Origin of the sequence: Hyphomicrobium sp. 802 (assembly GCF_000526135.1) — a bacterium.
Classification (GTDB): Bacteria; Pseudomonadota; Alphaproteobacteria; order Rhizobiales; family Hyphomicrobiaceae; genus Hyphomicrobium_B.
Window position 1 is genome coordinate 2,216,771 of record NZ_JAFM01000001.1, and the last position, 22,658, is coordinate 2,239,428.

The following is a 22,658-nucleotide window of genomic DNA, read 5'->3' on the forward strand; positions in this document are numbered from 1 at the left end:
GTTTGGTGGTTTGATCCGAGATGCGCAGAAAACAAAAAATTCACGTAAGCAAACGCGATGCGATCATGGACGCAGCGGCAGATCTCTTTGTCTCGCATGGGTATGACGGCGCTAGCATGGAGATCATCGCTGAGGCGGCCGATGTCTCGCGTCAGACGATCTACAATCAGTTCGAGAGCAAGGAGGCGCTGTTTCGTGCCATCATTGACAATCTTGCAGATGAGTTCTTGGCGCCCCTGGCTAAGGCGAGCCGACGCGTGAGCGTTCGCGAGACGCTGATTGCGTTTGCCGAGCACACTCTTGATCTATTGGTCCAGCCTAAATTTGTCGGCCTCTATCGCTTGACGCTCACCGAGACCACGCGGTTTCCAGACTTCGGTCCTTCCGTTTACGAGGCTGGTGCGCTCCGAGCGCAGGAGACGGTGGCGCTATACCTTCGCGAGCAGGCACAAAGCGGCAATCTTGAATTGGCCGATCCCTTCCTCGCTGCTGGTCAGTTTATGGCACTGGTTGGTCGGGATACGGAACTCAAAGCGCTTTTCGGGGTCGAATCCCACCTTTCTTCCCAAGAGATCCGGCGGCGGGCCAAGGCCGGTGTCGACGTGTTCTTGAAGGCGTATGGGACACGAGGCGTGGTCTTGCCATCCAGAGTTCCAAAGACGGCTCGAAGATCATTGCGACTGAGGTAGGCGATGTTTTCGAGGGGGGAGAGCAAAGGTGACCGGAGCAGGTTCGTAGTGCACGCTACGTTGCTTTTGGCTGCGATACTTCTTGCTTTTCTCAATGCTGGTTGCGCGGCGACGCTTCCTCGCATCACCGTTCCAGAGACGCTAGTCGACGAAGCTCATCTAAGTGGAATGGAAGGTGTTCGCATTTGGGGAGATGCGTCTGAGGAATCGCTGCGACAGCTGGTGCGGGCGGAGACTCCCAAAATGCAAGCCCTCGTGCAATCGCGCACGCGTCAGGGCGAACGTCCTGTTATCAATATCGCTGCTATATCAGGCGGTGCCGACGATGGTGCATTCGGAGCAGGACTTTTGGTTGGCTGGAGTGATGCTGGCACGAGGCCCGATTTCGATCTCGTCACAGGTGTGAGCGCAGGGGCGCTGATCGCTCCGTTCGTATTTCTTGGACGGCGGAAGGATGCTGAGCTCCAAGATATTTTCACCAAGTATACGCAACAGGACATCTTCACGAAAAACGTCATATCCGGGTTGGTTGGGGGCCCGGCTTTAGCTGACAGTTCTCCTCTTGCGCGTCTTATCGCCAGATATGTCGACAAGGCGTTCCTGCGTGAAGTCGCCCGTGAGCGGGCTAAGGGGCGCATCCTCTTGGTCGGAACAACGAACCTCGATGCGCAGCGTCCAGTGCTTTGGGACATGGGACGCATTGCGATGAGTGATAATCCTGAAGCTCTTGGTTTGTTTCGGAATGTCTTGTTGGCCTCCGCCTCCATTCCCGGCGTCTTTCCCCCTGTGCACATTCAAGTCCGTGCGGACGGCAGGACGTATGACGAGATGCATGTCGATGGTGGCGTGACCCAGCAGGTGTTTGTGGCACCGCCTTCTTTGTCGCTCAAAAGTGCCGGACTAGGATCAAAGCCATTGGCCAGACGGGTTTTCATCATCCGAAATGGCAAGATAAGTCCCGAGTGGCAACCCGTGGAGGCGAACACGTTATCCATTACGGGGCGCTCGATCTCAACGCTCATCAAGAACGAAGGCCTCGGCGATCTCTACCGCATCTATGCGACCGCCAAACGCGATCACATGGACTTCAATCTCGCAGCTATCCCCGCAAACTTCGAAATGAAAAGTCCGGCGCCGTTCGATCAAAAGTACATGCGAGCGCTCTATGATGTCGGTTATCGCGCGGGACGCCTCGGTTTTAAATGGATGAAGGCGCCGCCGGGTCTTGAAGAACAACCCATCTCCCAGACAAAAGCTCGAGATTTAGCTGTGTCTACGAACAATTGAGGACCACGAATGACGTCAGCAATAGCATTGAGGTTTGCCAAGCAATTTGCGGCGGCAAGCTTCGTCTTTTTTCTCGCTTCCCCTGTATTTGCCCAGGTCCCGGGTGGTCCGCCGGTCGTCGGCTATGTCGTTGCTGAAAAGAAGCCGGTCACGCAGATCCAGGAGTTCATCGGGCGCATCGAAGCCGTCAATAAGGTAAATGTCGTCGCGCGTGTCTCTGCGGAACTTGAGGAAGCGCCGTTCAAGGAGGGCACAGAAGTCAAGAAGGGAGACATTCTTTATCAGCTAGAAAAGCCGCCCTATGAAGCGGCCGTTGAAAGCGCGAAGGCATCTGTCGATCAATTCCGTGCGCTCCTTCGCAACGCCGTTTTGACCACGGAGCGCTATAAAAAACTTTTGTCCAGCCCTGCGGGCCAGCAATCGAGCGTCGATAGTGCGCTCGCACAGCAGCAATCTTATGAAGCCCAGATGCTCGGCGCCCAAGCGCAGCAAAAGACGGCCGAGATCAACCTCGGCTATACCACCATCCGATCGCCAATCGACGGTAAGGTTGGACGCATCGCCGTCACGGTCGGAAATATCGTGGGACCGACTTCGGGCACGCTGACCACCATCGTCAGCCAAGACCCAATGTATGTGACGTTTCCGGTCCCATCGCCGACGCTGCTCGAGCTCGGACGAATGTACGCACCAAAGGGAGGCTTCGACGCGGTTGTTCTTCGTATCCGACTACCGGACGGCACTCTCTACGCTGAAAAAGGGAAGCTTGATTACGTCGATCCTTCGGTCGCAACCAATACGGACACCGTCACGGTACGGGGAACCATTCCCAATCCGCTTCGCAAGTCTGGAAATGAATCGCTTCGCCCGTTGATTGATGGAGAATTCGTCACTGCTCTCGTCGAGGGCGTCGAGCCGGTCGTCGCTCTGGCAATTCCAAGGTCAGCGGTCTTGTCCGATCAGCAGGGCGATTACGTTTACGTTATCAGCGCTGACAATGTCGTAACCCAGCGGCGAATTCAACTTGGCCAGTCGACGGCCGCCGTCGCGATGATTTCTGCCGGACTGAGTGAAGGGGAAAAGGTCGTAACCGAAGGCATCCAGCGCGTTCGCCCCAATCTCAAAGTCGCCCCGCAGCCTGCCGGGCCCGATCCAATCAAAGCGAATGGTCAATAAGCCATGTTCTCAGCAATCTTTGTCGACCGGCCCCGGCTGGCGATCGTCATCGCCATTGTCATCACGATAGCGGGCGCGCTTGCAATATCGCGTATTCCCGTCGCGCAGTTCCCTGACCTTGTGCCGCCTCAGGTGCAAGTTTCGACGACCTATCCGGGTGCCTCCGCCAGCGTTGTCGAAGCCGCCGTCGCCCAGCCGCTCGAATCCCAGATCGTCGGCGTCGACAAGATGCTTTACATGAAGTCGAACAGCGGCAACGACGGCAGCTATAATCTGACGGTGTCATTCGCGCTCGGGACAGACCCGGACATAGATACGGTGAACGTCAACAATCGCGTGCAAGCTGCGCTGTCGCGTCTGCCGCAAGAGGTTCAAAAGCAAGGCATCACCGCGCAGAAGCAGTCATCGGCTATTCTTCAATTCATATTTCTCTATTCCGAAAGCGGTAAACAGGATCCGCTCTTTATCACCAACTACGCCACGATCAATGTTCTCGATCGCTTGAAGCGGATCGAAGGCGTCGGGCAAGCGAGCCTTTTCAGCACGCAAAATTACTCAATGCGCATTTGGTTCGACACGCAGCGTCTGACGAACCTCGGTTTGCAACCATCCGATATCGTATCGGCCATCGAAGCACAGAACGTTCAGGCACCTGTCGGAAGGATCGGTGCTCAGCCGGCTTTGGATGATCAGCAGTTCCAGATGAATGTGCAGACCCAAGGACGTCTCGAAACGCCGGAGCAATTTGGCAATATCGTCGTCCGCGCGAATCCGGATGGGTCGGTCTTGCGCGTGCGCGACGTTGCTCGGACCGAGCTTGGAGCGCAGAACCTCGATGTCGGTTCGCGATTGAATGGCAAGCCCGCGGTGGCAATCGCAATCTATCTGTCTCCTGGCGCCAATTCCGTTCAAACGGCGGCCCGCGTCACGGCAGCGCTAGAAGATATGTCGAAGAGCTTTCCTGAGGGCCTTAAGACGCGCGTGGTCTATGACACGTCCGAGTTTGTAAGCGACACGATAGATGAAGTCATTCGCACAATCGGCGAGGCATTCGTGCTGGTCATTCTCGTCGTCTACCTATTTCTTGGAAGTGCCCGCGCGACCATCATTCCGGCGATTGCTGTTCCCGTCAGTCTGATTGGTGCGTTTGCCGTTATGCTGGCGCTCGGCTATTCGGCCAACACCGTTTCGCTTCTCGCAATGGTGCTTGCTATCGGCATCGTCGTCGACGACGCGATTGTGGTGGTTGAGAATGTGGAACGCGTGATGGAGGAAGAGCCTGAGCTTTCGCCAGCCGAAGCGACGAAGAAAGCGATGGCGCAGATCACAGCGCCGGTGATTGCCATCACGCTTGTTTTGCTGTCGGTATTTGTGCCCATCGCCTTCATTCCGGGACTGACCGGAGAACTCTTCCGACAGTTTGCCGTCACGATCTCCGCCGCCATGGTTATATCGGCGCTCAATGCTTTGACGCTATCTCCAGCGCTCTGTGCCATCGTGCTCCGACGCTCGGAGAAGCGCGGCCCAATGGCTTATGTACTGCGCAGCATCGATCACGTCCGCGATGGCTATACGGCCGTCGTTCGTCGCCTTGTGCGCGTTTCGATTTTGAGCCTTGCAGCAGTGGCTGCGGCTGCAGCCGCCGTCTTCTTCGTGGCTAAAGTAACGCCGACAGGATTTGTGCCAGAGGAAGACCAGGGGGCCTTCTTCATTATGATCCAGCTACCGGATGGAGCCTCGGTCAATCGAACCACGGAAGTCGTCGAGCAGACTGAAGCGATTCTCAAGCGCTATCCCCAGGTTCAAGATAGTCTCGCAATTGTTGGTTTCTCCTTGTTGGACAGCGGGGCACAGCCAAACTCAGCATTTATGGTCGCTCGTCTCAAACCCTTCGCCGACCGCAAGACAGCAAAGGATTCAGCGCAGACATTGATTGGCGAAGTGACGATGGCCGCGCAGCAAATAAGCAGCGCTCAAATCTTTGCATTCAACGTCCCGCCCATCATCGGGTTGTCGACGAGCGGTGGCTTCGAATATCAGCTCGAAAATCTCGAAGGCGCTGATCCCGCAACCATGGGCAACGTGATGCAAGGTCTGATCGCTGCGGCAAACCAGGATCCGCGATTGCAGCGCGTGTTCTCGACCTTCACGGCATCCAATCCATCGATCTATTTGAATATCGATCGCGATAAGGCGCAGGCCCTTGGCCTGGAGATCAGCGACATCTTTTCCGCACTGCAGTCGACATTGGGGGGTACCTATATCAACGACTTCAATCTCTTCGGCCGGGTCTGGCAGGTCAATCTGCAGGGCGAAATTGCCGATCGCAGCAATATCGGAGCTATCTGGAAGATCTTTGTTCGCAATAAAACAGGGCAGATGGTACCGCTGCGCTCAGTTGCAAACATTTCGACAGTTCTCGGTCCACAGACCATAGGTCGTTACAACAACTACAGGTCGACCACCATCAATGGCTCGCCGGCGCCGGGCGTAGCTTCCGGCACTGCGCTCGAGGCAATGACGGAGGTTTCCGCCAAGACGTTGCCGCCAGGCTATAGTTTCGAGTGGACCGGGACAGCGTATCAGGAGCACCAAGCGCAGGGGCAGACAGCGATTGTCTTGGCGCTTGCGGTGCTGTTCGCTTTTCTGTTCCTGGTCGCGCTTTATGAGAGTTGGATGATTCCTGTGCCGGTATTGTTGTCAGTCACGGTTGGCGTACTCGGTGCCTTCCTCGGCATCAAGATCGCGGGCTTGTCCCTCGACGTTTATGCGCAAATCGGCCTCGTCGTCCTAATCGCACTTGCCGCGAAAAATGGCATTCTCATTGTCGAGTTCGCCAAAGAGCGTCGCGAGCACGGCGACACCATCGAGGACGCGGCGGTGCTGGGAGCCCAGATGAGATTTCGTGCCGTTATGATGACGTCGATCGCGTTCATCCTCGGTCTTTATCCGCTCGTTATCGCGACGGGGGCCGCGATGATCAGTCGTCGCGATGTCGGAACTCCCGTGTTTGCAGGAATGCTCGGGGCAAGCATCGTCGGCATTTTTCTCATTCCGATGCTTTATGTGCTCTTTCAAACAATCCGCGAGCGCGTCAAGCGAAGTAGGAGTTCCGTTGTGGAATCCGCACAGAAGCCATAACCATCTTGACGGTCTTCCGTTGATCGGGAGAGGGACGACATTTAAGTTCAGCACGATGACGGATGCTAATCTTTTTCATCGGGCGATGACTGCAGGTGGGACACTCTGGTCCGCGTGCTCTGAAAACACCAAAGACCGCTAGGTCGACGGCGGTGAGAATATCACCGCCGTCGTTGCTTCTTTTGCACTTTGGTCACGCCACAGCGGGATTGGTGTTGTTCGTTGATACACAGACACCGACGTCCCAGGCCATTTTGTACGCGATCGCCAGTGCGTACCATGGAAGTAATAATAACGATCGTTCCTAAGGCGAAATCCCCAGTCGAAATTGCAAACGTGCGCTCTTTCCTTGCAACTCGTCAGGACTTAATTATTTTTGCGTGTCTGGAAATCCAGCGAAATTCTACGCCAGAGATTGTGGTAACTCGATAGATATACCGGTCGCCATATAAATTAGTGAAGCCGGCTGCTTTACCTATGAGCTGCTCTAAATGCTCTCCATCTTCGGATGAAAGAACGACGTAGGCTGGGTTGGTGAAGGCGATGAGCTTTAGCGCCTGCGCGATTTCCCTCGCAGCTTTTGAAATTTCTTGTGACAGCATTTGTTACGCTTTAAATCCTGAGCGAAATGCAACGAGAGCGTTGGTGCTTTTGATCGAGAGAAAGAAACTGTTTAGTTTGTTCTTCCGGAATTTGATGCCTAACGCATCGTAAAGAGTTCTTGGTGGAACCGCTTCTCGACCGGGAATTGATGATCTGCAAAATCCCGGCGCAAGACTTCTCCAAATCCGACAGGTCCACAAAACCAGATGCTCGCAGCTGCCCATCCGGGAACTTCCGCACGGATGCGGTCGGCGTTAAGACGTCCGTGGCGCGCGTCGACAAGAAAATGCAGGCGCACGCCGGCAGCCTCAGCATCCGCTCTCAGCTTGCGCTCCGCTACCTGATCGTAATCGGCAGTGGGATGAAAGAGATCGATATTTTGAGGTGAAGGCGCGTGGCCATCGGCGCGCAATTTGGCGAGGTATTTCATTCGCGCGATAAAGGGTGTGATGCCGATACCTGCGCCGATCCAGATCTGGTGCGGGCAGGTGTCGTCGAAAGTAAAGCATCCATATGGACCTTCAATTCTCACCTCCTGCCCTACGACAAGCTTGTCTTTGATCCGTCGCGTGTGATCGCCAAGCTCTTTGACGATAAAATTGATATGATGGTTCGCATCATTCCATGCGGACGCGATTGTGTATGGGTGCGCGCCCTCAGAGGGATCCGATACAACGAAAGCGAATTGGCCTGGTTTATGGCCTGCCCACCCAGAAGGGACATCGATCTCGGTCTCAAGAACCCGAACTCCGGGATAATACTCAAGAGACGCGATGCGGCCCTTCGCCTGTCGCCCGACCCCGATGCGCCTTAGAAGAACGATGACAGCTGACCAAACACCGCCAACAATCAATAATGCCGCGACAATACCGATTGGAGAAGACCAGTAAGAGAATTTGATAAGTACGGCGGAATGGAACGCGAGCACCAGAAATGCGAGAGCAAGGAGTTTGTGAGTCTGATAGAAGAAACGGTAAGGGATGCTGCGGATTAGGGCGATGGCGATGAGAATCACTGCCGCATAGAAAGCCCATTCCCCGAGTTCCTCGGCGTTATGGCGAAGTGTTAAAAGAATCTGTTCGATTTGGTTGGCCGCCGGAGGTCGTGGCCCGCGGACAGGTCGTTCAAGAAGTCCGAAGCCTACGGCCCATTTGGGACCCTTTGCCCACAACCAATGTGATATGGCGAGAACCAATGCGCCAATACCGAGCCATTTGTGGAGACGGTACATTTTATCGAGACCGCCGAGCCATGGCTCAACCCATCGCGGACGGAGCGAGAGCATCATGGCTACGCTCATGCATCCGACGGCGAGAACGCCCGTGTATTGCATCATCAGGGAGCGGAGGCCGAAGAAGTCTTTCGTTGTGAATGCCGCGGGCTCGGCGAGTATCCACAACGCCGTCAGCGCCGTGAGGAAGATCCAAAATGTGTATTTGATTGTGCGCATGGTGCCGAAAGTATGAAAGCATTTCTGCAAGCGGTGCTTGACACCTGTCAATGCTGCTGCGGTTTTTCATTCACGCAATCGATTTACGTGGTTCTGCCTGTTCACTCATTTCAACACTCGCATTTGCTTTACGGCCGCGGGAAATTCGATCGAGTTTGAGGAACCTATTCGGTCTTGGCGCGGCGTATCGGAAAGCGGGGGCCAATTCACAGGTAGCCTGTCGCCCTTGTGGCAGTAAACACGCGTGTGGATGTTGTGGCAGTGGCGATAGCTTCGAGCATCTGCAAGCCGAGTGAACTTTTCGGAAGTTGTCCTTTCCGTCAGCGTTTCGACAATTGAAGCTCTTGCCATGTCAAATCTGCCATTGGCGAAGCAAAGACAGGCGGTTATCGCAAATAACTGTAGAGCAGGGATACTGCGCATATTTAATGTCCCTTTAGTTTAGCAACATTGCATTTGGATTCAGGCGCGGAAGATCGATCAGAGGGGGGTGTCGAAATCCTGCGGTGCGGAGAAAGGAAATGATGAAATCGACGCGTTTGCGCGTCCGGCAGATTGAGCGCCCACACCGCCAGAGCCCAGACGCCGCCGACGAAAAGGGCTGGCCCGACAAGGGTCAGGATGGTTTCGGTAAAAAAGCTGACGCTCATCGCTTGCTCCCTTTGTTAGGGATAGCCTCGTTGGCTGATGCAAGCGGCTGGAGCCGGGCAAAGCGCTCAACGGGTTCAATCCAAAAGAGCATGTGAAAAATGGGCATTCGTTGTGCGATGGCTTCCAGAATATCGTCGGCCTCGGCACGCTCGAGAACGGCGCTTATGAGATGTCTTTTGACACGGCCGCGCACGCGCTCATTCACTGTCGTGCCGGTGAAACCAAAGCTATGTCCCTCAGCTTCCCATGTCGTGAAGCCGGGCATGGGCGGATCGCGCGAAAGCATTAGTTCGATGATGTTGTCGATGGCATCGGGCGGGCAGACGAGCGTGAGTTTGCAAAGGGATTTGTCCATGAGAGCTGTCCGGTGAGATTGGTGGAGCGTGTTCCGGCTACTCCGAAACGTTGAAAGAGGATCGGCAGCAAAATGAGAGTCAGCGCCGTCGATGTTGCTAGGCCGCCGATGACGACGATCGCGAGCGGCTTCTGGATCTCAGAGCCCGGCCCATTCGCAAACAGCAGTGGGACGAGCCCAAATGCGGCAATACTGGCCGTCATCATCACCGGCCTAAGCCGCCGAAGCGCGCCTTCATATACGGCCTCGCCAATGCTCGCGCCGGCTGCCAGCAGCTCATTGAAATGGGTGACGAGGACCAAACCATTCAGAACGGCTATGCCGAGAAGGGCGATGAAGCCGACCGAAGCAGGCACGGACAGGTATTGACCAGAAACCCAGAGCGCAAGGACACCGCCGACGAGAGCAAACGGCACGTTGGCGAGGATAAGGAGCGATTGGCGAAGCGAGCGCAGAGTTGCGAAGAGCACACCGAAGATGAGCCCTAGGGCTATCGGAACGACGATCGTCAGACGGGCGGCGGCGCGCCGCTGATTTTCGAACTGACCGCCCCAGACGAGATAATATCCTTGGGGAAACTGTACCTGGGCTGCGACCGCCCGTTGTGCATCATCGACGAATCCAACGAGATCGCGGCCAGTGACATAAGCCTGAACAACGGCAAACCTTGATGCGTTTTCGCGATCGATTTTGACTGGTCCAGCAACGCGCTCAAGCTTTGCAACATCGCCGACACGAATGAGGCCGCCGTCTCCAGTCGCGAGCTGCGTTGCGGCGAAGATCTCGGGAGCATCGCGAACCTCCCGTTCGCCACGTATGATGATGTTTGTTCTGCGCCCGGGCTCCGCGACGATCCCTGCGGAAGTCCCCTCGAGTGTCGAGCGGAGTTCATCTTGCAGCTTCGTTGCCGAAAGCCCCGCACTACCCGCTAGGAGCCGGTCGACATTGATTTTCAGATAGTCAACAGTATCGTTTGCGACCGTAGAGACTTCTGCGGCGCCGGGGACCTTGCTCAACGTCTCTTGAATTTTACCAGCAAGATCGGACAGTGTTTTCAGGTCTGGACCAAAAATCTTGATGGCGAGGTCGCCGCGTGCACCCGTCAGCATCTCGTTGGTTCGCATTTCGATCGGCTGCGTAAACGCGAATTCGTAGCCTGGTACGTTCACCATCGCCTCGCGGAGCTGTTTGAGCAGCCAAGACTTGTCGGGAACTCGCCATTCGCTCTTCGGCTTGAAGACCATGAACGTATCGGTCTCATTGAGCCCCATGGGGTCGAGGCCCAGTTCGTCCGAGCCCACACGCGCGACGATGCGTTCGATCTCGGGGACTTTCTCCTTGAGGACGCGCTGGATCTGAAGGTCGCCTTCAATGCTGGCCTTGAGATTGATGGAGGGATGCTTCGTGATCTGCATGATCACCGCTCCCTCATCCATGGTCGGCATGAATGATTTTCCGATCGCGCTGTAAGCAATTCCGATAAGACCTACGCCCGCCGCCGCGATCAGATAGACCGGCAGCGGGAAGGCGAGGCAGGCGGCCAGCAACGCGCGATAGCCTCGATTTAAAAGCCGCATGAGTAGCGGCTCGGAATGGGATCCGGCTTTCAGTGCCAACGAGCAAAGAACCGGGATCAGGGTCAATGACAGGATGAGGGAGCTGCTCAGCGCGAAAATGATTGTCAGCGCCACTGGCCCGAAGAGTTTGCCCTCAAGTCCCTGTAGTGACAGCAGCGGCAAGAAGACGAGGCAGATAATCAGAATTCCGGCCGCGACGGGCACTGCAACTTCGATCGCCGCCCGATAGACCGTATGCAGCTTCGGAACGCTTGCCGGTTCTCTGTTGTGCTGCAAATGCTCGACTGTGTTTTCGACAACGACGACTGCTGCATCCACGATTAAGCCGATGGCGATCGCCAGGCCGCCGAGGCTCATCAGATTTGCGGACATGCCAAACAGCTGCATCATGACAAAAGTCATAAGAGCTGCGAACGGCAGGGTGATTGCGACGACGAGAGCCGCGCGGAAGCTGCCCAAGAAGGCAACAAGCAGAACCACCACGAGCACTGTAGCTTCGATCAGAGCTTTCTTGACGGTGCCAACCGCGCTGGAAATCAGATCGGAGCGGTCATAGAAAACGTTGATCCGCACCCCTTTGGGCAGGCTGGGGCCGAGATCAGCTAGTCGTTGCCGGACGGATTTGACAATGGCGCTGGCGTCAGCGCCGCGCAGCGATAAAACCAAGCCTTCAACAGCTTCGCCTTTTCCATCTTCGGTCACGGCACCGTAACGTGTCAGGCTGCCTACCTCGACTTTCGCGACATCGCGGAGGCGCAACACGCGGTTGCCGTCGCGTTTGAGAATGATCGCCTCAAGATCTTTAGGGGTTTGGACGGCCCCCTGGACGCGTACGACAAGCGCTTTCTCGCCTTCGCTCAATCTCCCCGCACCGTCGTTGCGATTGTTCGCTTCTATGGCCTGAGCGATATCCGAGACGCCGAGACCGGAAGCCGCCAAAGCTGCGTGATTGGGTATGACTTCGAACGTTCGGACTAGGCCGCCGAGTGCATTGACGTCAGCAACGCCGGGAATTGTCCGAAGCGCCGGACGTATCGTCCAATCGAGCAGGCTTCGCCGCTGTTCGAGCGATAGGTCGCCACCTTCGATGGTGAACATGAAGACGTCCGAGAGCGGGGTTGAGACTGGTGCGAGGCCGCCTGTGACGTCCGTTGGCAAGTCGCCGCGAATTCCCGCCAAGCGTTCCGCGACCTGCTGGCGTGCCCAGTAGATGTCCGTCCCGTCCGCGAAATCGAGGGTGATATCTGCGATGGCGTATTTCGCGGCAGATCGCAAAACGACCTGTCCTGGAATTCCCAGCAGTTCCATCTCGATCGGCGTGATGACACGTGTCTCGACTTCTTCCGGCGTCATGCCGGGCGCTTTGAGAATCATCTTCACCTGAACCGGCGAGATGTTCGGGAAAGCATCGATTGGGATCGTTCGAAACGCGTAGCCTCCCGCCGCGGCGACGAGGCCGAACACCAACAAAGTGAAGGCTCTTTGCGTGAGAGAGAACTCAATAAGACGGCGAAGCATTCTTTTAGTTCCCGGCCGAAAGACGTTCGAGCTGGGGCAGCCCGCTTGCCGCTACCTGGGCGTCGCTTGTGATCGAACCCGAGATCGTGGCGATGCTCGAGGATTTGCCGCGCAATCGCACCGGAACGACTGCGAACCCGCCTTGGCTGCGGACGAATACCGCTGCCTGTTCACCTATCCGGACAACAGCCGAAGCCGGAACGTTCACGGCTCCCGTGACGGTTGAGCGTTGAATAGCTACCGAAACAATCTGGCCGGCGAAGAGGTGAGAGTTGGCCGGAATCGCCGCGAACATCACAGCCGAACGCGTGGTGCGATCGAGAGAGCCTCCTACGGAAACCACCCGGCCCTCGGGCCCGTTGGCTATCTGTACGATATCACCGGGCTTCACGAGCGCGATGATGTCCACGGGCACTTGGACCTGCACCCACAACTCGTCGCTTGTATCGATGGTCGCGACTCCGGCCATCGCCTCGACTTTTTCACCAGGCATGACGAGCGTCTCGGCAACCGTACCGTCTGCTGGCGCAGGAATGGTGTACTGTCCGTTCTCGCGAGTGATTATTCCGTTCAGCGCCGTCGCGCGCCTATGCTGGTCAAGGACGGCGCGTACTTTCGCCACTTGTGCTTCGGCTTCATCCGCCAACGTTGGATTCTGGAAATTCTTGTCGGCGAGCGCGCGCCTTCGACGTGCGATAGCTTCGGCTGTTTGCAATTCGGCTTCAGATTGCGCGAGCTGGCTTTGGGCATCAAGTAGCTCACGACTGGAAACCGTGATCAGTGGATCGCCCTTCCTCACGCGCTGACCCGGAAGCACGTGCACCTGTGTAGTCGTTCCCGCGAATGGCGCTGCCGCAACGAGACGGGAATTCAGAGGAGGAACGACGGTGCCTGGCAGAATAGCTATCGTCTCCCTGCTTGCCGGCTGGGCAGGCTCGACATGGATATTGAGATTTCGGATCTGCTCTTCGGTAATTCGGACGTCCTTTGCGTAGACGCTTACCGGCGATATAAGTGCAATAAATGCAAATATCTGGGAGAGGACTGTTCTTCGGTCCATCGATGAATCCTTTCACGGCGATGCCGTGCGCGGAGACATGCGGTGCCGAGCTGAAAAGAAGCTGAATTGAACCTGCAGCAAACCTGACGACACTTTTTCAGGTTCGTTTCAGGCTGACTGTGCTAATTTTTCTGCAATGTGCAGGAGAAGCCCATTCGCATTTTGCTAGTCGAAGATGATGACGAGATCGCCGACCGCCTCGTGACAGGACTTGGGCGATCGGGATTTACCGTCGAGCGCGCCGACAACGGCAGCGATGGCTACGCCATGGGGATCGAAGATGAGTATGCTGCGGCAATACTCGATCTCGGCCTTCCGCAGATGCAGGGTCTCGACGTTCTCAAGCGCTGGCGTGCGAGCGATTGCAAGATGCCTATCTTGATTCTCACGGCACGTGGGACATGGGCCGAGAAAGTCGACGGTCTTAACGCAGGGGCGGATGATTACATCACGAAGCCCTTCCACATCCCAGAGGTCGCGGCACGGCTCAAGGCGTTGGTCCGCCGGGCCTCGGGAATTGCAAGCCCGGTCATAGTCCATGGCGGCCTCTCGCTCGATACGGCTTCAAGCCGCGTCCTGCTCGATGGTGAACCTGTCGAATTGACAGCGAGCGAACTCAAGATGCTCACTTATTTCATGCACCGCATCGGCCGCGTCGTATCGCAGGCCGAGCTCATCGACCATCTCTATGCTCTGGAGGATACTCGGGAGTCGAACACCATCGAGGTATACGTCAGCCGCTTGAGGCGGAAGCTCGGTCCGAACGTCATTACGACGTTGCGCGGGCTTGGCTACCGGATGGATTGAAACGGCATGACCAGTTTGAAACGCCGGCTGATCGTTGCTGCGACGCTTTGGATTGCCATTGGCATGATTGCGGCGGGCTTCGTGCTCTCGGGCGTCTTCAAACGCCATGTGACCAATCAGGTTTATTTGGAAATCTATGAGCACCTCGACGAACTTGTCCATTTGACGGACTTCAAACTCACCGGGGCGCCACAACTCAAGCGCGGCCTAAGCGATGTTCGCTACGATATCCCGATGTCCGGTTACTATTGGGAAATCACGAAAGCAGGTGATGTTCTTGCAAGGTCTGCCTCTCTCAATGGCAAACAGCTTTTAATTCCAGCGAATGATGCGGCAGACCTTGGAACGCGGACCAGCGCTGTCGTGGGGCCGTCTGGAACTGTCCTTATTGCGGAAAGGGCTGTCTCAATATCGCCCGGCGCTCGTCCGATACGCTTTGTTGTCGGGACGGATCAGCGACATGTCGATGACGTCGTATCCCGATTTCGCGGCATCCTGTCGTGGTCGCTTGCGGTGTTTGGACTTTCGATGATCCTTGGCGCCGCGCTTCTGATCTTGTACGCAATGAAGCCGCTGGATGCATTACGAACGGCTCTTGCGAATGTGCGAACCGGTGCTGCCAAAAAGCTTGAGGGCACGTACCCTTTGGAAGTTCGCCCGCTGGTGGACGACCTCAATGCATTGCTCGTGTCAACCTCAGAGTTGATTAAGAGAGCCCGGACGCAAGCAGGTAACTTGGCGCACGGATTAAAGACGCCTCTCGCTGTTTTGGTGGATGAGGCTTATCGCATTGATGAACAAGGACTGCCGCAATCGTCGGCGACAATCCTGTCCCAGTGCCGCAAGATGCAAACACAGATTGACTATCAGATCGCCCGCGCGCGCGCCGTCGCTTTGCGTTCGGTGCCAGGGACTGTAGCTGAAGTTCACAAGGCTGCAGAAGAAGTCGCTAGAGCCCTTGACCGATTGTACCGGGAGAGCGGCATAGAGATATCGAACGACGTTTCGAAGGGGTTATTGGTCTCCTGCGATCCGCAAGACCTGAACGAGATGTTGGCGAATATCGTCGATAACGCGTGCAAACATGCCAACTCGCATGTTCGCATCTCCTGCGATGGGCGGCCTTCTGACAAAAGCTTTAGCTTGTGTGTCGAGGATGATGGAAAAGGGCTTCCGCCTGAGGCATTTGAGGTTGTTTTCGAAATCGGTGAACGATGGGATTCCCGTGAGGCCGGTTCCGGACTTGGACTTTCCATCGTCCGCGATTTGGCAGAACTCTATGGCGGCAATATCAAGTTGCAGAAATCAGGCATGGGCGGCCTTGGCGTTGTTCTGACGCTTCCAGCCGCGTTGCAAGTCGATGTCGCGCCCCTCACGTAGTTCTTTCTGGAAGGGACTTAGAACGGTCGTCGGCGAAAACAGCTAGGCACAGTAACGTGTGTGGCGATCGCGATGTCTATCACGAGATTGCCATCTAAGGCGTCTAGTCAGCCGGATTTGCCGAATGGAAAAAAAGTCAACGACCGACGTCCTTTCAATTCCAGTTCAGGTTTCTGAGCTGCGAGCATCGCCAGCCGTAATAGGCGCAATCGCTTCTGCACCGGAGTTTCAAAGTCGCTTTGGGTCTTTCGCGACTGTGGGAGCCGATCTTACTGTCCAATGTGGGACGCGACGCTCGGCGCTCGTGAGATTTAGATCTCTGGCAGCCCCGCAATGCGCAGGCCCTCTGAGAAGACGTCGACGTCTTGCTGGCGGCGAATGGATAACCAATCCTTTAAATTTGAAATGCGGAGCGATGGATCCAGCTCCCGAAGCTGAGCCATTGCCTGTTGGGCTTCGCCCACCCGTCCGGAAAGCGCTCTCGTCGCCGCGATGAGCCCGATCACCATAAGAAAACTCGGCAAGTTTCTGTAGGACAATTCCGCCCAGCGAGACGCTTCCTCAATACGTCCCGCAAAGAGATGCGCCATGCCGATTCCCGCCTGCATACGATAGAGTTCGGGATCCAATGGACTGAGCCGCATGGCGCGCTCGAAATGCGCGATGGCGCTCTCGCTTTCACCGTGCCAGGTTCTCAGGAAGCCGCCGAGAAACCAAGCCGAGGCAAGATTGGGATTGAGAAAGACCGCGCGGTCGAGGAGGGCAATCCCAGCGTTCAGATCGCCTGCAAGATGGGCCAAGGCATGGGCGCCGCGTGTTATGGCGATAGCATCGTCGCGTCCCAATTCGACAGCCCGATGTGCTAGTCGCGTTCCCTCTGCAATTTCCGTATCGCGATCCGCACACCAACCATTGATCTTGCGCCAAAAATAGCACCAGCCCGCCATTGCATACGCGGCCGCATAATCGGGGTCGAGTTCAATGCTTTTTCCGAAGAGTGGAAGGGCCAGTTCAATTGATTCTCGCGTTCCGCGATGCACATGGGCAAGGCCGCGCAAATATAAATCGTAGGCATTGAGGCTGGCCGTCGGCTTGCGTTTCGCGCGTTCGATTTCAGCAAGTTCGACGTGCGGGCCGATTGCTCCGGCGACGCCGGCCGCGATGCGATCCTGAAGCTGGAATATATCGTCGAGCGTTCCTTCAAAACGCTCTGCCCAGAGTTGTGATCCGGTCGTTGCATCTATGAGCTGGCCGGTGATGCGAATGCGGTCGGCCGCCTTACGCATGCTGCCTTCAAGTACATAGCCAACGCCGAGTTCTCTCCCGATTTGCTTAACATCGAAAGCGCAGTCTCGATAAATGAAACTTGAGTTGCGAGCGATCACGAACAGCCAACGCACGCGCGACAGGGCCGTGATGATCTCTTCGACGACGCCGTCTGCGAAATACGCTTGTTCGGGGTCACCGCACAGACTTTGAAAGGGCAAAACGGCAATCGAAGGTTTGCCGAGATTAGAAAGTTCGGAGGGCGGAAAGCCGATCGGAAAATCCGCTGAAGCAGCTGTAGAGCCGTTCGGCGGCTTGGCTTCCCTTACATCGCCGATAAAGCGAAATCCCTTGCGCGGGATCGTCTTCACGAGCTGCTGAGCGCTTCCGGTATCGCCGATTGCCCTGCGGACGGCATTAATATGGCTGGTGAGCGTCGATTCCGAAACAATTCGCCCGGCCCAGACGGTATCGAGCAAGTCGTCCTTGCTCACGACGCGATCACGGTTGCGGAGAAGAAAAAGCAGGAGATCGAAGACTTGCGGGCCGAGGGCAATGGCTTGCGATGCCCGCGTCAATTCCCGCCGCTCCGGATCGAGCACGCAATCTCTGAAAAGAAAATGCACGTAAGCGCTCCATCCAAGCCGCACAACGCGAACTCCCGCACGCTCTGATACGCACGGTCTGCGAAAATGGGCGCATTGCCTTCAAAGTCGAGCTTGGACGGATTTTCAAGAGAAACTCAAGCCTTTTTCAAGGTGCCGGCAAAGTCGTCGTGGCCGCGTTCCGGCATTCTCCGCAAAGACAGCGACGGATGCGCTGCGCTTGATTTGGAGAGCCTTTATGAAAATCGTGGTCATCGGCGGAAGTGGGCTCATCGGGACGAAGCTTATTCGTCATCTTCTGGAAAAAGGACACGAAACCATCGCGGCATCGCCCAACACAGGCGTTAATACCATCACGCGAGAAGGACTTGCCGGGGCATTGTCTGGCGCACAAGTTGTCGTCGACGTCGCCAATTCGCCGTCGTTCGAAGACAAGGCTGTTCTTGAATTCTTTGAAACGTCGGGACGCAATCTTCTCGCCGCCGAGGCTGCGGCCGGAGTTGAGCATCACGTGGCGTTGTCGGTCGTCGGTGCTGACCGCCTTCCTGAAAGCGGTTATCTTCGCGCCAAAGTTGCACAGGAGGCGCTAATCAGGGCCTCCAAAATTCCGTTCACGATATTGCGGTCCACGCAATTCTTCGAATTCGTCGCTGCCATCGCCCAATCGGCGACTAAGGATAACGACGTTCATTTGTCGCCGGCGTTTCTGCAACCCATCGCCTCGGACGACGTGGCGCGGGCACTGGCTGATCTTACTGTCGGAAAGCCGGCGAACGGTATCGTCGAGGTGGCAGGGCCGGAAAAGGTCCCACTCGATGAAATCGGCCGTCTCTATCTCTCCGCGACGGGCGATCGCCGGCGGGTGATTGCCGACGTCCATGCTCGTTATTTTGGAACCGAGCTCAACGACAAATCCTTGACGGCCGACGACAACGCGATCCTCGGACAGGTCCGCTTTGTGGATTGGTTGGCGCAGCGGTCTGCAGCATGAACGTTATCCCTCCGTTGTTGTCTCCGTCTCATTCAACGCATAGAAATCAAATCGATATGCTGAAAATCCTTTCTCTTGCCGTTGCCGTCGCCCTCGGCGTTGTCGCGATAGCGAACGGCATCTTCATGCTTGTTGCGCCGGAGAATTGGTATTTCGCCGTGCCAGGCGTCACGACGACCGGGCCCTTCAACCAGCACTTCGTGCGGGACATCGGACTGATCTTCGTTTTCATCGGCGGCGCGTTTCTTCTCGGTGTTGCGCGAGCCGATCTCCGGATCGTCTTTTGGGCTGCGCCGTCACTCTGGCTCGCCGGGCACGCACTCTTTCACTTCTGGGAAGTTGCGGTTGGCATCTGCTCAGCTTCCGTCATTCCTAGGGACTTTCCTGCGGTGACCCTGCCGGCGGTCCTCGGCCTTTCAATCACCACCTGGGCGATGACCGAGAAGTGTTCGAAACGCGTCTTAGGAGCCAAAGGCGGTCAGGCGATCAGCAAACTCTAGCGCGACGCGCTGAAGGTCTCGCGATTGAACGACTGCACGTGCCGTCATCCTGCTCCGCTATCGCCGAAACTGCTCCAGTGAAGCACGCTTCAAATCTACGAGAAGTTGCCGCGCAGCATGTACACGGCGCACGCGGATCTCGTGAACAGCGGACTTTTGTCTTTCATCATCGCCTGACATTTCACGAAAGACGTCACATTTCTTTCAGGAGACCAACATGAATCTGCACAATCCACTGCAACCCGGTAATCGGATTTCCGAAGAGCTTGTTCCCTCGCGTTACGCTGTGCGTGTCGGCGACATTGATGTGCTTGTCATCAGCGATGGAGTGCTCCCGCTACCGACGGCAATGTTGGGACCCAACGTCGCGGCAGCAGACAGGGCTGACTGGCTGAAAGACATGTTCCTGCCGCCAGATGCTTTCGACTGGGCGCTGAACGCGGTTGTGGTCCGCAGCGGAGGAAGGACGATCCTCATCGACGCGGGTTTAGGATCCGATCCGGACTTGCACCTGCCTCGCGCAGGGCAACTGATCAAGCGACTGGAAGCCGCCGGCATCGATCTTTCGACCGTGACCGATGTGGTACTGACCCACATGCACATGGACCACGTCGGGGGACTGCTTGTGGACGGAGTGAAGGACCGGCTGCGTCCTGACCTGCGGATCCATGTTGCTGCCGCCGAGGTTGCGTTCTGGAAGTCGCCTGATTTCTCTCGTACCGCGATGCCTCCGGGTTTTCCGGACGCGCTTCGGGTGGCTGCCCAACGGTTTGTGCAAGAGTACAGCGGTCAGCTACAGCAGTTCGATGAGGAGCAAGAGGTGGCGCCGGGAGTAATTATTTATCGCACTGGCGGCCACACTCCCGGACACAGCGTGGTTCGCTTGGCATCTGGCGGCGATCGGCTGATGTTTGCTGGCGACGCCATGTTCGCGGTTGGGTTCGAGCACCCAGACTGGCACAACGGGTTCGAGCACGACCCAGAGGAAGCAGCCCGCGTCCGCATCCGTCTTCTGCGGGAGCTGGCAGAGACCGGCGCAATGCTGGTGGCCACTCATCTTCCCTTTCCGTCCGTTGGCCGGGTGGCGGTAGATGGTGATGCCTTTCGATGGGTACCGCTCTTCTGGGATTACTGATGGCTTGTCAGGCTAGAGCCGAACGAGTCCGTGTTCATTAGATGAACTGGCTGATCGGTTGCGGTTCCCTCCGTGCAGCCGACCGACCTGGGAAGCAGCCGCCAGTCTGCTTCTTTCAGGCTGCGCGTGCCGCCGTGGCCGCCCTCTTTATCTCGTCTCTTCGGGCTGGCGATTGTAGATGTCGTCGGTGCGCTGAATATCGTCCTCGCCGAGGTACGATCCGATCTGCACCTCGATGATCTCGACGGGAACCTTGCCGGGGTTCTGCAGCCGGTGCCACTGCGTCGCGAAAATGTAGACGCTCTCGTTCTCGCGAACGAGCTGTTCCTTATCGCCGATCGAAACCTGCGCCGTGCCCTGCACCACGATCCAATGCTCGGAGCGATGATGATGCATTTGCATCGACAGCTTGCCGCCGGGCTTGACGTGCAACAGCTTGACCTGGAAGCGCGGTCCGATGTTCAGCGTCTCGAAGTAGCCCCACGGCCGATAGTTTCGCAGGTGCTGTTCCTGCTCCTTGCGGTTCGACAGCTTCAGGCGCTGCACGACTTTCGAGACGTCCTGCGTGCGGGTCTTGTCGGCAACGAGCAGCGCATCCGGTGTGTTGACGATGATGAGATCGTTGAGCCCGATCGTCGACACGATCGACTTCTCTGAGTGGACATAGCAGCCGGATGTATCTTCCAGCACGGCTTCGCCCTTGATGAAGTTGCCCTTGTCATCGCGCGGCGCGATATCCCACAGCGACGACCATGAGCCGACGTCGTTCCAGCCGACATCCATCGGCAGGATCGCGGCCTTGTTCGTCTTCTCCATCACCGCGTAGTCGATCGAGATGTTCGGCGACGCCGCAAAGCTCGGCTTATCCAGCCGGAGGAAACCGAGGTCTTCGCTGGCGCCCGCAAGTGCTGCGCGCGCTGCGTCCAGAATGACCGGCTCGTAGCGTTCGATCTCGGCGAGGAACGTCTTGGCATTGAGCGCGAAGATGCCGCTGTTCCAGAAGTAGGAGCCGTCCGCCAGATAATCTTCGGCGGTGGCGCGGTCGGGCTTTTCGGCAAAGCTCGCAACCTCGAAAGCGTCGCCGTCAAATCCTGACAGCGCCGCGCCGCGCTTGATGTAGCCGTAGCCGGTGTGCGGCTCCGTCGGCGTGATGCCGAAGAGAACGAGCTTGCCCGTCTCGGCCACGGCGGCAGCCCGCCGGATGTTCTCTGCAAAGAGCGCCTCGTCGCCGATGACGTGATCGGACGGCATGACGGCGAGGATCGCATTTGGATCGTCACGCAGCGCGATCAGCGCCGCAACTGCAATCGCCGGCGCCGTATTGCGCGCGATCGGTTCAAGAATGATGGCCTTAGGCTCGATGCCGGCGCGGTCGATTTCTTCGCGCACGAGAAAACGATGATCGTTATTGCACAGCAGGATCGGTGCTTCGAAACCGGCCTTCTGCGGCAGGCGCGCTAACGCCGAGCCGAGAAACGACGTGTTCTGACCATTGAAGAAGCGAATGAATTGCTTCGGATACATCGAGCGCGACAGCGGCCAAAGCCGCGTACCCGAACCACCCGACAAGATCACTGGATAAATGGTGCTCATGAAATAATTCCTTCTCTCCGGCGAGCCGTGTCCACATTAGAGTGCAGGATAGCTGTCAACTAATTGACCTGGTTAGCCCAGTCGCGATGCGTTCAGCCAATTGCTCAGAAGCTGGTCCTCTTGGGGCGAAAAGGAAATTATTGACGAAGTCCATCTCCCGCCGGGAACGTGACCAGTCGAGAGCTTTGCGGTCCTGCAGCCGGTCCTCGAACGCGTCGATCGGATGAAGCGCATTTTTGTAAATATAGTAGCCAGCGTAATTGCGCTCTTCGAAGAACTCGCGGATGAGGGCAATTTGACCAGGAGCGACGAGCGTCTCGATCTCGATTAGGAACGTGGGTGAGTTCGCCTCGATGAATTGCTTTGCACCGCAAAGAACGTCGTATTCATGGCCTTCGACGTCTATCTTTACGAAGCCGACATCATGGCCTGCCAGTTGGTCGAGCGTGGCGGTCGTAACTTCGGTGACGTCTGTTGAACCGTTTTGAGCAGTTTGCTCGAGGGTTGAGTGCCCTGTTCCTTCGGAGGGAAGAAAGAAAGGGCGCGTTTGATCGGCGGCCGAAGATGCGGCCTTCTCGACAATTGTCACATTGTCTATGCCCTTGCGGCGAACAAGTTCTTTCAACAGCCGCGCCACTTCGTGATGCGGCTCGAATGCGATGACGAACTCAGTATGTTTCGAAAGCAGGATCGTATAGCGGCCAAGGTTTGCGCCAACATCTATGCTCCCACGATTGGGATCGACGATGTCGCCGATGATGTCCTCTTCTCTCTCAGCAAATTTATCATGAGCCAAATATCGATCATGCATGTGTACCGGCGCGAGCTTCCACGCTAGGTGCGAAAGTGTCGTTCTCAGACCATTCTGCATATT

Annotated in this window: 18 protein-coding genes and 1 pseudogene; 10 read left to right on the forward strand and 9 right to left on the reverse strand. The window is 56.6% G+C overall.

The window, feature by feature from the left end; genetic code table 11:
- Positions 1-65 precede the first annotated feature (65 nt).
- From HYP802_RS0111240 to HYP802_RS0111255, 4 genes are read left to right on the forward strand one after another with little or no spacing between them, the layout of a single operon-like run.
- Positions 66-689 carry a TetR/AcrR family transcriptional regulator gene (locus HYP802_RS0111240; RefSeq protein WP_035575778.1) on the forward strand — a complete coding sequence of 208 codons (624 nt, stop codon included), beginning with the start codon at positions 66-68 and terminating at the stop codon, positions 687-689.
- Between the two features lie 48 nt (positions 690-737).
- Positions 738-1,976: a patatin-like phospholipase family protein gene (locus tag HYP802_RS0111245; RefSeq protein ID WP_348623326.1), complete on the forward strand. Its 1,239-nt coding sequence runs from the start codon at positions 738-740 to the stop codon at positions 1,974-1,976.
- 9 nt (positions 1,977-1,985) lie between these two features.
- A complete protein-coding gene (locus tag HYP802_RS0111250) occupies positions 1,986-3,152 on the forward strand; it encodes an efflux RND transporter periplasmic adaptor subunit (RefSeq protein ID WP_013947375.1) in 1,167 nt (388 codons plus the stop codon).
- Positions 3,153-3,155: 3 nt separating this feature from the next.
- Complete coding sequence (locus tag HYP802_RS0111255; protein ID WP_024275743.1) at positions 3,156-6,293, forward strand: multidrug efflux RND transporter permease subunit; 3,138 nt, start codon at positions 3,156-3,158, stop codon at positions 6,291-6,293.
- A gap of 359 nt (positions 6,294-6,652) precedes the next feature.
- On the opposite strand, the gene HYP802_RS0111260 is transcribed toward HYP802_RS0111255, so the two are convergent.
- The 6 genes from HYP802_RS0111260 to HYP802_RS0111280 all read right to left on the reverse strand — a co-directional run bounded on the left by HYP802_RS0111260 (position 6,653) and on the right by HYP802_RS0111280 (position 13,507).
- Positions 6,653-6,895, reverse strand: a complete 243-nt coding sequence (locus HYP802_RS0111260; protein WP_013947377.1) for a hypothetical protein — start codon at positions 6,893-6,895, stop codon at positions 6,653-6,655.
- Positions 6,896-6,993: 98 nt separating this feature from the next.
- Positions 6,994-8,346 (reverse strand): ferric reductase-like transmembrane domain-containing protein, encoded by a 1,353-nt coding sequence (locus HYP802_RS0111265; RefSeq protein ID WP_024275744.1) that lies wholly within the window; start codon positions 8,344-8,346, stop codon positions 6,994-6,996.
- Between the two features lie 425 nt (positions 8,347-8,771).
- Positions 8,772-8,996 carry a hypothetical protein gene (locus tag HYP802_RS23235; RefSeq protein ID WP_013947379.1) on the reverse strand — a complete coding sequence of 75 codons (225 nt, stop codon included), beginning with the start codon at positions 8,994-8,996 and terminating at the stop codon, positions 8,772-8,774.
- A complete protein-coding gene (locus tag HYP802_RS22305) occupies positions 8,993-9,283 on the reverse strand; it encodes a DUF3240 family protein (RefSeq protein ID WP_024275745.1) in 291 nt (96 codons plus the stop codon). The genes HYP802_RS23235 and HYP802_RS22305 overlap by 4 nt, the downstream gene beginning before the upstream one ends.
- Entirely contained in the window at positions 9,283-12,447 is a 3,165-nt protein-coding gene (locus tag HYP802_RS0111275; RefSeq protein ID WP_013947381.1) for a CusA/CzcA family heavy metal efflux RND transporter, read from the reverse strand. Before HYP802_RS0111275 ends, HYP802_RS22305 begins: the two co-directional genes overlap by 1 nt.
- Before the next feature lie 4 nt (positions 12,448-12,451).
- Positions 12,452-13,507, reverse strand: coding sequence for an efflux RND transporter periplasmic adaptor subunit (locus HYP802_RS0111280; protein ID WP_013947382.1), 1,056 nt, complete (start codon positions 13,505-13,507; stop codon positions 12,452-12,454).
- A gap of 153 nt (positions 13,508-13,660) precedes the next feature.
- On the opposite strand from HYP802_RS0111280, the gene HYP802_RS0111285 reads away from it, so the two are divergent.
- Together HYP802_RS0111285 and HYP802_RS0111290 are read left to right on the forward strand one after the other, a co-directional pair.
- On the forward strand, positions 13,661-14,314 hold the full coding sequence (locus tag HYP802_RS0111285) for a response regulator transcription factor (RefSeq protein ID WP_024275746.1): 654 nt from the start codon (positions 13,661-13,663) through the stop codon (positions 14,312-14,314).
- Between the two features lie 63 nt (positions 14,315-14,377).
- Entirely contained in the window at positions 14,378-15,694 is a 1,317-nt protein-coding gene (locus HYP802_RS0111290) for a HAMP domain-containing sensor histidine kinase (RefSeq protein WP_245261492.1), read from the forward strand.
- Between the two features lie 311 nt (positions 15,695-16,005).
- Here HYP802_RS0111290 and HYP802_RS0111295 read toward each other — a convergent pair whose 3' ends face one another.
- Positions 16,006-17,586, reverse strand: a complete 1,581-nt coding sequence (locus HYP802_RS0111295; RefSeq protein WP_024275747.1) for a winged helix-turn-helix domain-containing protein — start codon at positions 17,584-17,586, stop codon at positions 16,006-16,008.
- Between the two features lie 217 nt (positions 17,587-17,803).
- Here HYP802_RS0111295 and HYP802_RS0111300 point away from each other — a divergent pair, with 217 nt between their 5' ends.
- From HYP802_RS0111300 to HYP802_RS0111315, 4 genes and pseudogenes are all read left to right on the forward strand, one after another.
- Positions 17,804-18,556 carry an SDR family oxidoreductase gene (locus HYP802_RS0111300; RefSeq protein ID WP_013947386.1) on the forward strand — a complete coding sequence of 251 codons (753 nt, stop codon included), beginning with the start codon at positions 17,804-17,806 and terminating at the stop codon, positions 18,554-18,556.
- A 56-nt stretch (positions 18,557-18,612) separates the two neighbouring features.
- Positions 18,613-19,056 carry a hypothetical protein gene (locus HYP802_RS0111305; RefSeq protein WP_024275748.1) on the forward strand — a complete coding sequence of 148 codons (444 nt, stop codon included), beginning with the start codon at positions 18,613-18,615 and terminating at the stop codon, positions 19,054-19,056.
- Positions 19,057-19,107: 51 nt separating this feature from the next.
- Positions 19,108-19,233 (forward strand): annotated as a pseudogene (locus tag HYP802_RS23990) (alpha/beta hydrolase); the annotation flags it as partial.
- Positions 19,234-19,273: 40 nt separating this feature from the next.
- A complete protein-coding gene (locus tag HYP802_RS0111315; RefSeq protein WP_013947388.1) occupies positions 19,274-20,191 on the forward strand; it encodes an MBL fold metallo-hydrolase in 918 nt (305 codons plus the stop codon).
- A gap of 147 nt (positions 20,192-20,338) precedes the next feature.
- Here the strand turns inward: HYP802_RS0111315 and HYP802_RS0111320 are convergent, their stop codons facing one another.
- A complete protein-coding gene (locus HYP802_RS0111320) occupies positions 20,339-21,784 on the reverse strand; it encodes a mannose-1-phosphate guanylyltransferase/mannose-6-phosphate isomerase (protein ID WP_024275749.1) in 1,446 nt (481 codons plus the stop codon).
- A 55-nt stretch (positions 21,785-21,839) separates the two neighbouring features.
- Entirely contained in the window at positions 21,840-22,655 is an 816-nt protein-coding gene (locus tag HYP802_RS0111325) for an FkbM family methyltransferase (protein WP_013947391.1), read from the reverse strand.
- Positions 22,656-22,658 lie beyond the last annotated feature (3 nt).